The sequence below is a fragment of the Rhodococcus sp. SORGH_AS_0301 genome, from assembly GCF_030818285.1.
Classification (GTDB): Bacteria; Actinomycetota; Actinomycetes; order Mycobacteriales; family Mycobacteriaceae; genus Rhodococcoides.
Window position 1 is genome coordinate 3,644,800 of sequence record NZ_JAUTAC010000002.1, and the last position, 11,776, is coordinate 3,656,575.

At 70.2% G+C, this 11,776-nt stretch carries 14 protein-coding genes; 6 read left to right on the forward strand and 8 right to left on the reverse strand.

All coding sequences use genetic code 11. From position 1 onward, the window contains the following. Position 1: 1 nt before the first annotated feature. From QE397_RS17805 to QE397_RS17820, 4 genes are read left to right on the forward strand one after another with little or no spacing between them, the layout of a single operon-like run. Complete coding sequence (locus tag QE397_RS17805; RefSeq protein ID WP_027506439.1) at positions 2–871, forward strand: metal ABC transporter permease; 870 nt, start codon at positions 2–4, stop codon at positions 869–871. A 17-nt stretch (positions 872–888) separates the two neighbouring features. Further along, positions 889–1,644, forward strand: coding sequence for a 5-oxoprolinase subunit PxpA (locus tag QE397_RS17810; RefSeq protein ID WP_027506440.1), 756 nt, complete (start codon positions 889–891; stop codon positions 1,642–1,644). A gap of 2 nt (positions 1,645–1,646) precedes the next feature. After that, positions 1,647–2,234, forward strand: a complete 588-nt coding sequence (locus QE397_RS17815; protein ID WP_373425302.1) for an allophanate hydrolase subunit 1 — start codon at positions 1,647–1,649, stop codon at positions 2,232–2,234. Then, positions 2,234–3,079 carry a biotin-dependent carboxyltransferase family protein gene (locus tag QE397_RS17820; RefSeq protein WP_307096450.1) on the forward strand — a complete coding sequence of 282 codons (846 nt, stop codon included), beginning with the start codon at positions 2,234–2,236 and terminating at the stop codon, positions 3,077–3,079. Before QE397_RS17815 ends, QE397_RS17820 begins: the two co-directional genes overlap by 1 nt. Here the strand turns inward: QE397_RS17820 and QE397_RS17825 are convergent, their stop codons facing one another. The 8 genes from QE397_RS17825 to QE397_RS17860 form a co-directional block, all read right to left on the reverse strand. Continuing rightward, on the reverse strand, positions 3,080–3,709 hold the full coding sequence (locus QE397_RS17825) for a heme-binding protein (RefSeq protein ID WP_307096453.1): 630 nt from the start codon (positions 3,707–3,709) through the stop codon (positions 3,080–3,082). Between the two features lie 46 nt (positions 3,710–3,755). Next, positions 3,756–4,592: a DUF4436 family protein gene (locus QE397_RS17830; protein ID WP_307096455.1), complete on the reverse strand. Its 837-nt coding sequence runs from the start codon at positions 4,590–4,592 to the stop codon at positions 3,756–3,758. A 19-nt stretch (positions 4,593–4,611) separates the two neighbouring features. After that, positions 4,612–5,160 carry a dihydrofolate reductase family protein gene (locus QE397_RS17835; protein WP_307096457.1) on the reverse strand — a complete coding sequence of 183 codons (549 nt, stop codon included), beginning with the start codon at positions 5,158–5,160 and terminating at the stop codon, positions 4,612–4,614. Between the two features lie 218 nt (positions 5,161–5,378). Then, positions 5,379–6,335, reverse strand: a complete 957-nt coding sequence (gene rlmB, locus QE397_RS17840) for a 23S rRNA (guanosine(2251)-2'-O)-methyltransferase RlmB (protein WP_027506446.1) — start codon at positions 6,333–6,335, stop codon at positions 5,379–5,381. Further along, positions 6,335–7,741, reverse strand: a complete 1,407-nt coding sequence (gene cysS / locus QE397_RS17845) for a cysteine--tRNA ligase (RefSeq protein WP_027506447.1) — start codon at positions 7,739–7,741, stop codon at positions 6,335–6,337. Before cysS ends, rlmB begins: the two co-directional genes overlap by 1 nt. A gap of 11 nt (positions 7,742–7,752) precedes the next feature. Then, positions 7,753–8,265, reverse strand: a complete 513-nt coding sequence (gene ispF / locus QE397_RS17850) for a 2-C-methyl-D-erythritol 2,4-cyclodiphosphate synthase (RefSeq protein ID WP_222638871.1) — start codon at positions 8,263–8,265, stop codon at positions 7,753–7,755. Positions 8,266–8,275: 10 nt separating this feature from the next. Next, the gene (ispD, locus tag QE397_RS17855; RefSeq protein WP_307096460.1) at positions 8,276–8,956 is read right to left on the reverse strand and encodes a 2-C-methyl-D-erythritol 4-phosphate cytidylyltransferase; all 681 of its coding nucleotides are present in this window, start codon (positions 8,954–8,956) and stop codon (positions 8,276–8,278) included. Between the two features lie 7 nt (positions 8,957–8,963). After that, entirely contained in the window at positions 8,964–9,452 is a 489-nt protein-coding gene (locus QE397_RS17860) for a CarD family transcriptional regulator (RefSeq protein WP_027506450.1), read from the reverse strand. A 259-nt stretch (positions 9,453–9,711) separates the two neighbouring features. On the opposite strand from QE397_RS17860, the gene QE397_RS17865 reads away from it, so the two are divergent. Next, positions 9,712–10,296 (forward strand): hypothetical protein, encoded by a 585-nt coding sequence (locus tag QE397_RS17865; protein ID WP_056443593.1) that lies wholly within the window; start codon positions 9,712–9,714, stop codon positions 10,294–10,296. 53 nt (positions 10,297–10,349) lie between these two features. Further along, positions 10,350–11,771 (forward strand): DNA repair protein RadA, encoded by a 1,422-nt coding sequence (gene radA / locus QE397_RS17870; RefSeq protein WP_307096463.1) that lies wholly within the window; start codon positions 10,350–10,352, stop codon positions 11,769–11,771. Positions 11,772–11,776 lie beyond the last annotated feature (5 nt).

Below are 11,776 nucleotides of genomic sequence, written 5' to 3' on the forward strand. Positions count from 1 at the left end.
CATGGACAAGGTTCTCGACGCCCTGAGCAAGGCATTCGACTTCGGTACGACGGCCGATCTCCTCACCTACGACTTCGTGCAGCAGGCGCTGATCGCCGCGGCGATCCTCGGTGTGCTCGCCGGGGCGCTCGGCCCCCTCATCGTCAGTCGACAGTGGTCGTTCGCCGTCCACGGCTCGTCTGAGCTGTCCCTCACCGGCGCGTCCGCGGCCCTGCTGGTGGGGTTGGCCGTCGGGGTCGGCGCCATCCTGGGATCCGTCATCGCGGCGGTCCTGTTCGCCCTGCTGGGCCGTCGTGCGCGCGAACGTGACTCCGTCATCGGCGTCATCATGAGCTTCGGGCTCGGCCTGTCGGTCCTCTTCCTGTGGGCGTATCCCGGCCGCACCGGCACCAGCTTCTCGCTGCTGGTCGGGCAGATCGTCGGCGTCGGCAGCACGGGTCTCGGCCTGCTGCTCGCGGTGGCGCTCGTCGTCATCGTCGTGCTCTTCGTGGTCTACCGGCCCCTGCTGTTCGCCAGCACCGATCCCGAGGGCGCCGAGGCGCGCGGCGTACCGATGCGACTGCTGTCCATCGTGTTCGCGATCCTCGTCGGTGTCGCGTGTGCGCTCGGCGTCCAGATCGTCGGCGCCCTGCTGGTGCTCTCGCTCCTCATCACGCCCGCGGCAGCGGCGTCCCGCGTCACCGCCAACCCCGTCACGGCGACGTGGCTCTCGATTCTCTTCGCCGAGGTCGCGGCCGTGGGCGGCATCCTGCTCTCGCTCGCTCCCGGGGTGCCGGTCTCGACCTTCGTCACCACCATCTCGTTCGTCATCTACCTCGTCTGCCGGGCGGTCGGTCGACGCACACCGTCCCGCACCGTCGTCCACGCCTGACCGTTACCCTCGTGTGGATGGTCGATCTGAACTCCGATCTCGGCGAGGGCTTCGGCACCTGGACGCTCGGTGACGACGCGGCGATGCTGCGTGTGGTCACCAGCGCCAACATCGCGTGCGGCTTCCATGCGGGTGATCCGGCCACGCTGCTGCGGACGTGCGCCGACGCCGTCCGGTCCGACGTGCGTATCGGCGCCCAGGTGGGGTACCGGGACCTCGTGGGCTTCGGCAGGCGCTTCCTCGACATCACTGCGGAGGACCTGCGCGCCGACGTGATCTACCAGATCGGGGCTCTCGACGGCCTGGCCCGCTCCGTCGGCGGACGCGTGCGGTACGTCAAACCACATGGAGCGCTGTACAACACGATCGTGCACCACCGAGTACAGGCACAGGCGGTCGTCGACGCCGTCGCCGCGTACGACCCCGGCCTGCCCGTCCTGGGGCTGCCCGGCTCGGCCTTCCTCGAGATCGCCGCGCGGGCGGGCCTGCGGACCGTCACCGAGGCGTTCGCCGATCGCGGCTACACGGCAGCGGGAACCCTCGTCTCCCGCCGCGACCCCGGTGCGGTCCTGTCCGACGTCGACGCCGTGGCACGACGCGTGCTGCGGATGGTCACCGAGGGCGTCGTGGACTCCGTCGACGGGGTGACGGTGCCGGTGAACGCCGACTCGGTGTGCCTGCACGGCGACACCCCCGCCGCGGTGGACATGGCACTGGCCGTGCGTGCGGTGTTGTCCCGCAACGGCGTCACCCTGACCCCGTTCGTGTCGTGAGGATCGCCCCGGCGGGCGACCGCGCCCTGCTGGTCGATCTCGACGACGTCCGCACGGTCGCGGCTCACCACGCCGGGTGGGCCGTCGGGCACCCGGATATCGCCGAGATGATCCCCGCCGCCGCCACCGTGCTGGTGATCCTCACCGAGGACGCGGAACCCGCACGGGTGTCGGCGTGGCTCCGCGAGACGCCACCGGCGCAGGTGCTCGGCCGCTCCGGTGAGACGATCACGATCGACGTCCGATACGACGGGCCCGATCTCGACGAGGTCTGTGCGACAACGGGACTGGACATCGTCGCAATGCACACCGGTCAGGTGTGGACCGCCGCGTTCTGCGGCTTCTCCCCCGGCTTCGCCTACCTGGTCGGATCCGATCCGTTGTCGATCCCGCGCCGCGCCGATCCGCGCACCTCGGTGCCGGCGGGATCCGTGGCGCTGGCCGGCGAGTACACCGGGGTGTACCCGACCTCGTCGCCCGGCGGGTGGCAGATCATCGGCAGCACCGACGCGGCGCTGTGGGACGTGAACCGGGACGACCCCGCGCTGCTCGCGCCCGGCACGCGCGTGCAGTTCCGCGCGGTGACGTGATGCTCGAGGTACTGGCGACCGGGCCGCTGACGACTGTGCAGGACCGCGGACGCACCGGGTGGTCCTCGCTCGGTGTCGGCACGTCCGGCGCAGCCGATCGACGCTCGCACGACGCAGCGAATCGGTTGGTGGGGAACATGATCGACGCCGCGACGCTCGAGGTGACACTCGGCGGACTGGTGCTGCGCGCACGCACCGAGGTGGTTCTGGCGGTGACGGGGGCTCCGACCCCGTTCACGGTGGACGGCGTACCGCAGGGGCACGGCGCCGTGGTCGTGGTGGGGTCGGGCGCAGAGATCCGCCTCGACTGGGCACCGGTGGGACTGCGCACGTACGTCGCCGTCCGCGGCGGCATCGACGTGCCCCGGGTTCTGGGGAGCCGATCGACCGACTCCCTGTCCGGTATCGGACCCGAGCGAGTGGCGCCCGGCGCCCTGCTGCCGATCGGTCACGACGCCGAGGACTGGCCTCGGGCTGACGTGAATCCGTACCCGTTCGAGCACCGGACGACCCTGCGGGTGATTCCCGGCCCGCGCGCGGACCGGTTCACCGACGACGCGCTCGACCTGCTGCTCGCCCAACCTTGGACGGTGCGGACGGATTCGGACCGCGTCGGCATGAGACTCCAGGGCGCCGAGCCACTGTCGCGATCGCGGGAGGACGAACTCCCGAGCGAGGGCATGGTGACCGGTGCACTGCAGGTGCCGCCGTCGGGACTGCCGGTGCTGTTCCTCGTCGACCATCCGGTGACCGGCGGCTACCCGGTGATCGCCGTCGTGGCGTCGGCGGATCTCGGATCCGCTGCGCAGTGTGCGCCGGGACAGGCGATCCGCTTCAGCGTCTGATCATCGGGCGACAGGAACGGCGATCTCGTTGCGGCGGCGGAACGACACCGTCCAGGGCGGGTCGTAGAACCAGGACATCGGCTCGCCGGTCGTGTCGATGCCGCGGGACTTCAGGATCTCCAGCAGCTCCGTGGTGCGCTCGGCCACGGCCCGCGCACCGCGGTCACCGCTGAACCGCAGCACCGCCACCGTCTCGGCCGGCACCTCCACCAGGCGCACCCGATCATCCTTCGGCGCCGGGAGAGTGTCCATCGTCCATCGCGATGGCATGAAGAACCGGACGACCCATCCCTCGTCGCTCGCGGCGCGCGACACGGGTGCGGTCATCGCGATGGTCTGCCCGCGCGACGCCGACTGGGCAACGGGAGCCGTCATCGCGATCGAGTCGGATCTCCGATTGCCGCCGAAGATGTATCCGGCCAGCCGACGGAAGCCCTCGTTGCGCGCGCGTTCCTCGTCGGCGTCCACGACGGTCTCCGCCGCGATCCGGGGTTCGTATCGGCGAATCTCGACGGCCCCCGTGAGCGCCTCGGTGGTGTGGGGTGGTTCCTCGGTACCCACACGAACCCCCACGATTCCCAGTGCGGCCTCGGCCACCTGTGTCACCGTCGTCCTCAGCCGCTCGATCATGACTCGACGGTACGCGCGGACGAGCCCCACCCCGGTCGCGCTCGACCTAGGGGCCCTGGCGCCACCACGCGACGACGTAGAGCACCATCGCCGTCACCAGACCCGCCACCACCCACAGCACCACGGTGTAGTCGACCCACGACCCGATCGGCGGAGCGCCGGGGAACAGGTTGCGGATGGGCAGCACCGCGAAGAGCGTCACCGCGAACCACGTCATGATCGGCGGCAGGAACTGCTTGCGGCGGCGCAGCGTCTGGATCGACACGAACAGCGTGCACAGCGGCAGCACTACCAGGACCACACAGATCGCGATGTCGAAGATCGTGGTGCCCACCGTGCGCCCGACGCGGATGTCGAAGGCCTGCGCCGAGGAGGAGTCGATGTCGACGGCCTCCACCGCCCAGGACGTGAGCGAGTCGGTCACCACGATCTCGGCGGGTACGGGCTGCCGGTCCGCGACGGCGCCGGAGAACACCCGCACCTGGATCGACGACGCGTCGTAGGTGTCGAACGGCCATCGCCGGATGTCGCCGTCCGCGTACAGGGAGACCGGGAGCGGGCCCACGCGAGTCCCGCTGGGGAACGTCAGGGTGCCGGCGCTCGCGGTCGGCGTCACGTCGACGATCAGGTCGTCGACCAGGTTGCCGTCGGCATCGGTCAACTCGGTCCCCGGATACACGGACACGCGGGCGTCGAGCGAGAAGTTCTCACCGGAGACGGTGTCCACGTCGAGGTAGACGAGCGCGGCGTCGGGTGCGGCCTCACGGAGGTCGGGGCCGTTCGGCGGGCTTCCCAGCGCGTAGGTGAGCACCACCGCGACGTACGCGGCGATCACCACGGCCACCAGGACCACACCGCGCACTCTGCGACCCGCCGCTGTCATGGACAGATGATGACAGGACTCAGGTCTGCGCGTGCGGTTCCACGACGTCGTACTCCGCGCAGAGGAACGCGCCGTTGCGCGCGAAGTCCACGAGTCGGAGATCGAACCGACGCGGGAACAGCGGCCTGCCGGCGCCGAGGGTGACCGGCGCGATCGAGACGACGATCCGATCCAGGTGTCCGGCCTGGGCGAACTGCGCTGCCAGATCACCGCCCCCCACGATCCAGACGTCCTTGCCGCCGGCGGACTCCTCGATCGCCGGCCAGAGGTCGGCGACGTCTCCGGCGGCGAATCGAACGTCGTGCTCGGAGTCCGCGAAGTCTCGATGGGTCACCACCCAGGCCGGCATGTCGTACGTCCACGCCTCACCGGTCGACGCGTTGTGCTCGAGGACCCAGGCGTAGGTCGTGGCTCCCATGACGATCGCGCCGATGTCCGCGATGAAGTCGCCGTAGTTCATCGGGCCGTGCTCGTCGATGTCCTGACGGAAGAGCCACTCGAGAGAGTCGTTCTCGTCGGCGAGGTAGCCGTCGAGCGTGCTGGCGGTGAAGTAAGTGGTCCTGGTCACAGGGTGATTCTGCACCCGACCACCGACACCGATCGAGCTTGCGGCCGGGCACGTTGCGGGGGGGGTGTGCACACCCTCTCCGGTGAGCGCACACACCTCACTGCCAGCTGCAGAGGGTGTGCGGTTCAGGCAATGGGTGTGCGCACCCCATCCGACCCAGACTGGAGCTCAGCTGCCGGCCCCGTTCATCGAGTCGGTCCGCGTCCACTGAGCCGGGTTCAGCCCCGGCGCTGCCGTGCGATGCCCGCGAGCACGACACCCGCTGCGACGGACGCGTTGAGCGACTCCACCGGACCGGCCATGGGGATCGACAGGATGCTGTCACAGTTGTCGCGGACCAGGCGGGACAGACCCTTGCCCTCGGACCCGACGACCACCACGATCGGCCCGGTGCCGTCGAAGTCGTCCAGCGAGGTATCGCCGTCGGCGTCGAGACCGACGACCATGACACCCTTGTCGGCCCAATCCTTCAGCGTCCGAGTCAGATTGGTCGCACGGGCGACGGGGAGACGCGCTGCCGCGCCGGCACTGGTGCGCCACGCGACGGCCGTGACACTCGCGCTGCGTCGCTGCGGGATGACCACGCCGTGTCCACCGAATGCTGCGACCGACCGGACGACGGCACCGAGGTTGCGGGGGTCGGTGATGTTGTCGAGAGCGACCAGCAGCGGCGGCTCCTGACGCTGGCGCGCCTGCGAGAGGAGATCGTCGGGGTGGGCGTACCGGTACGGCGGCACCTGGAGCGCGATGCCCTGGTGCATGCCGTTGGCACTCATCCGATCGAGATCGGTGCGGGAGACCTCCAGGATCGAGATGCCCTTGTCCGCGGCGATCTGGACGCTCTCCTTCAGCCGATCGTCGGCCTCGGTGCCCGACGCGACGTACAGCGCCGTCGCCGGCACTCCCGCGCGCAGGCACTCCAGCACCGGGTTGCGGCCCAGCACGTTCTCCGGACCGTCCTCGGTCTTGCGGACCGGCGGACGGCCGCGACCCGAACCGGACGCGTCCCGGCTGGTCGGCCGGGCGCGCCGGGCGTGCTTGGTGCGCTCGGCCGCCGGCGGGGTCGCTCCGCGGCCCTCGAGGCCCTTGCTGCGCTTGCCGCCGGACCCGACGGTCTGGCCCTTCTTGGTGCCGGTCTTGCGCACCGCTCCGCGTCGACTCGAATTGCCTGCCATTACTTCTCCGTGCCTTCCGGCTGTGCGATCGACCATTCCGGGCCGTTCGGGGTGTCGGTGACCTCCACGCCCGCGCGGGCGAGGCGGTCACGAATACGGTCGGCCGTCGGCCAGTCCTTGCCTGCCTTGGCGGCGCTGCGCAGCTCGAGGTCGTCCGCGATGAGCAGATCGAGCGCCGCCCGTTCCGCCGACGCGTCGGCCGAGCCGGACGCCCAGTGCGGATCGAGGGGATCCACGCCGAGGATCGACGTCATGGCGCGGACGGACGACGCGGCCTCGACGGCCTCGTCCAGCTTCCCCGCGGCCAACGCACTGTTGCCCTCGCGGCGGAGTCCGTGGATCTCGGCGAGCGCCTTGGGCACCGAGAGATCGTCGTCGAGCGCCTCGGCGAACGCGGGCGTCCAGGTACCGATCGGCACCTCGCCCGCGCGCTCCGCGGTCTTCGTCACGAACGCCTCGATGCTCCGGTACGCCGATGCCGCTTCCTGCAGTGCCTCGGCGGAGTACTCGAGCATCGACCGGTAGTGCGCGCTGCCGAGGTAGTAGCGCAGTTCCTGCGGACGCACGGTCTCGAGCATCGTCGGGATGGAGACGACGTTGCCGAGCGACTTCGACATCTTCTCGCCGCTCATGGTGACCCAGCCGTTGTGCAGCCAGTACTGCGCGAAACCGTCCCCCGCGGCGCGGGACTGGGCCAGCTCGTTCTCGTGGTGCGGGAACACCAGATCCAGTCCACCGCAATGGATGTCGAACGCGGACCCGAGGTAGGTCTCCGCCATCGCGGAGCACTCGATGTGCCACCCGGGCCGGCCGGGTCCCCACGGGGTGGGCCACGACGGCTCGCCGGGCTTGGCCGTCTTCCACAGCGTGAAGTCGCGTGGATCGCGCTTGCCCGCACCGACGCTCTCACCCTGGTGGACGTCGTCGAGCCTGTGCCCGGACAGAGCGCCGTACTCGCCCCAGCTCCGCACGTCGAAGTAGACGTCGCCGGCGGCCGCGTACGCGTGACCCGCGTCGATCAACCGACCGATCAGCTCGACCATCTGCGTGATGTGACCCGTGGCGCGCGGTTCGGCCGACGGGGGAAGCACACCGAGGGCGTCGTAGGCCGCGGTGAAGGAGCGCTCGTACGTCGCCGCCCACTCCCACCACGGACGGCCGGCGTCGGCGGCCTTGTTCAGGATCTTGTCGTCGATGTCGGTGACGTTGCGGACGAAGGCGACGTCGTAGCCGGCGGCCGTCAGCCACCGCCGAAGGACGTCGAACGCGACGCCGCTGCGCACGTGACCGATGTGGGGATGTCCCTGGACCGTGGCCCCGCACAGATACACCGAGGCGTGTCCGGGGGCCAGCGGAGTGAACTCACGCACGGCCCTGGTCGCGGTGTCGTAGAAGCGCAGGGTCACGACGGCCGATCCTACCGGGGATTCGACTCGCCCTGTACCACGCGAGCGTCGTCCGGGACCGCACTCTCCAGCACGAGAGCGGTGGCGATCGCGGCCACACCCTCGCCGCGGCCGGTCAGGCCGAGCCCGTCGGTCGTGGTGGCCGAGACGGAGACGGGCGCCCCCAGGATGTTCGTGAGCAGTGTCTGCGCCTCCACCCGACGTGGGCCGACGCGCGGACGATTGCCGATGACCTGGACCGCGGCGTTGCCCACGCGCATCGACTGCTGCGCGAGCAGTTCGCGCACGTGCATGAGCATGGTGGCGCCGCTGACGCCGTCCCATTCGGGGCGACCCGTGCCGAACACCGAGCCCAGATCTCCCAGACCGGCCGCGGACAGCAGCGCGTCGCAGAGTGCGTGCGCCGCGACGTCGCCGTCGGAATGCCCGGCACAGCCGTCGGCGTCCTCGAACAACAGTCCGGCGATCCAGCACTCACGCCCCACCTCGACGGGGTGGACGTCGGAACCGATCCCTACGCGCATGGTCTCCCTCTCACGACTGTGTCCGGCGGGCGACGAGTGCGCGAGCCAGGACCAGATCCATCGGGGTGGTGATCTTGAAGGCCTCGGCGTCGCCTACGACCGTGTGCACGTCGACTCCCAGACGTTCGACCAGGCCGGCGTCGTCGGTGGCCGTCTCGGGAAAGGAATCGTAGGCACGCCTCAGGGTCACCCCGTCGAATCCCTGCGGCGTCTGCACCGAGCGCAGCGTGGCCCGGTCGACCGTTCCGGTGACCACACCGTCGGCATCGACGGACTTCATCGTGTCGACGACGGGCAGCACCGGCACCACGGCCGACGCACCGGCGCCGACCGCCTCGACGACGCGGGTGATCAGGCTCGGCGGCGTCAGGCAGCGTGCGGCGTCGTGCACGAGCACGATGTCCGCCGCACCGGCCACTGCCAGGCCGGCCCGCACCGAATCGGTGCGCTCGGCTCCGCCGACGACGACGTCGACCGGCAGGACGCAGGACTCGACCAGACGAGAGGTCGTGTCCTGCAGAATGTTCGGGACCACCACCACGACACGAGAAAGGGCGCCGGAGGCCGACAGGCCGTCCAGCGCCCACTCGAGCAGAGTGCGTCCCGCGAGTTCCACGAACGCCTTGGGCATGTTCTCCCCGAGGCGTACGCCCGATCCGGCTGCCGGAACGAGCGCGACGACGTCCGTCACACGCGCGTCAGGACGCCGCGGCCAGAACCTCGTCCAGCATGGAGTCCGCCCTGACCTCGTCGGTTCCCTCGGCGAGTGCGAGCTCGCCGACCAGGATCTGACGTGCCTTCGCCAGCATGCGCTTCTCACCAGCGGACAGGCCGCGGTCCTGCTCACGACGCCACAGATCGCGCACGACCTCGGCCACCTTGTTCACGTCACCCGACGCGAGCTTCTCCAGGTTGGCCTTGTACCGGCGCGACCAGTTGGTGGGCTCCTCGGTGTGCGGCGCGCGGAGAACCTGGAACACCTTGTCCAGACCCTCCTGGCCGACGACGTCCCGGACACCCACGTACTCGGCGTTGTCGGCAGGAACTCGAACGGTGAGATCACCCTGGGCTACCTTGAGAACGAGATATTCCTTGGCCTCGCCCTTGATGGTGCGTGTCTCGATATTTTCGATCAGCGCCGCTCCGTGGTGCGGGTAAACGACGGTGTCTCCGACCTTGAAAATCATGTGTTCGGTGCCCCTTTCGATATGGCCAGTTTAACACGCCTCCGATCCGGGGTCGTTCCAACGGTGCAGGTCAGGGGCACAGGGCTGGTGGGGACGCTCTTGACAGGGGGCGGGATACATGTATCGAGCAGGCTGTTCGGCCCGCTCCGGCACCGACTGGCGTCACCCGATCCACACGTCCGGACGGCGAACTACTACGCTGCGTGGTGGTGGCCGCCCGTCGGCACAACTCTCGATGACGACCAGTGGAGGACGACCAGTGACCGCATCTACCGCCCGGATCCGGCCGGCCCGAGTCGCGACCGGCGTCGCGCTCGCTCTCGGCACGGTGATCAGCCTCTCCGCGTGCAGCGCCGGGCAGATCTCCCAGACGGCGACGCAGGTCGCCGCGGTCAACGGTAACGGCGCGGACCAGGGCACCGTCTCCCTGCGCAACGTGCACGTCGCCTACCCCTCCTCCGACGAGTTCGTGCTCGAGCCCGGTGGCCGCGCGGAGCTGATCTTCACGGCGATCAACACCAGCGAGACCACACCGGACCGCATCACCGGCATCGAGACCGAGGGTGCCGCCGAGGTCGTCGTCACCGGTGCCACCGGTGGCACCTCCATCGAGATCCCGGCGCAGGCGTCCGTCGCGTCCGGAGTGCCCGCGGACCAGGACCCCACCGCCCCCGAGGGGTCGCAGTCCATCACCGCCGTGATGGAGGACCTCTCCGAGAACGTGCGCCCCGGACTCACCGTCCCGGTCACCTTCACGTTCCAGCAGGCCGGCGACGTCACCGTCAGCGTGCCCGTCGATCCGGGCCCCGTCACCCCGCGCCTCGACGAAGAGGCCAACGGCTGACGGTCCCCCGTCGGCCGAGCATTCCTGTCGGTAGACACCTCTAGTCTTCGCGAGTGGCCAAGACTCGTACCAGTTATCGCTGTTCGGCCTGTCAGCACACCGTGGCCAAGTGGGTCGGCCGCTGCCCCGAGTGCGAGACGTGGGGCTCGATGGACGAGGTCACCCTCCTCGCCTCCGTGTCGTCCCGCGCGGGTGCGAGCGCCGTTCGGGCGGGCGGCGCGTCGATGATCCCGACGTCGCCGGCACTTCCGCTCACACAGGTCTCCAGCACGTCCTCCATCGCCCGTCCCACCGGGGTCGACGAGCTCGACCGAGTGCTCGGCGGCGGCATCGTGCCCGGCTCGGTGGTGCTGCTCGCGGGTGAACCGGGCGTCGGCAAGTCCACCCTCCTGCTCGAGGTGGTCAAGCAGTGGGCCGAGCGCAGCCCGCAGGACATCGCGCTCTACGTCACGGGTGAGGAGTCGGCGGGGCAGGTGCGTCTGCGCGCCGACCGGACGGGCGCCGTGCACGAGCGCGTGTTCCTCGCCGCGGAGAACGACCTGGCCACCATCTTCGGCCACGTCGACCAGGTCGCGCCCACCCTCGTCGTCGTCGACTCCGTGCAGACCATGCAGGCGTCCGACGTGGACGGCGTCATCGGCGGCGTCACCCAGGTCCGTGCCATCACCTCGGCGCTGACGTCCCTCGCCAAGGGCAGCGGCACGGCCGTCATCCTCGTCGGCCACGTCACGAAGGACGGCGCGGTCGCCGGGCCGCGCTCGCTCGAGCACCTCGTCGACGTCGTCCTGCACTTCGAGGGCGACAAGCACTCCACCCTGCGCATGGTCCGGGGCGTCAAGAACCGCTTCGGCGCCGCCGACGAGGTGGGCTGCTTCGAACTGCGCGAGGGCGGCATTCACGGCGTCAGCGATCCGTCCGGCCTGTTCCTGCACCACCGCGCCGACTCGGTCCCTGGCACCGCCGTCACCGTCACGATGGACGGCAAGAGGGCCCTGCTCGCGGAGGTCCAGGCGCTCGTCGCGCCGTCGCACATGCCCACGCCCCGCCGGGCCGTCAGTGGTCTCGACGCCGCCCGGGTGTCGATGATCCTCGCGGTCCTCGAACGTCGCTGCGGCGTGCAGCTCAGCAGCCGGGAGGTCTACGCCGCCACCATCGGCGGTATGCGGACCACCGAGCCCGTCGTCGATCTCGCGTTGGCACTCGCGGTCGCCTCCGCGGCCCGTGACACCGCCCTGCCCCCGGGAATGGTGGTGCTCGGCGAGGTGGGGCTGGCCGGGGAGGTCCGGCGCGTGGTCGGCGTCGACCGGCGCCTCGCCGAGGCCGCGCGGCTGGGGTTCACCTCCGCGATCGTCCCGTCCGACCAGCGTCGCGGCGTGAAGGACGACACGGCCGGAGATCCACCGGGCATGCGGGTCGTCCGGGTCTCCGACGTCGCCGGCGCGATGCAGGGAGCCTTCGAGCGACGACGGAAGTAGACCAC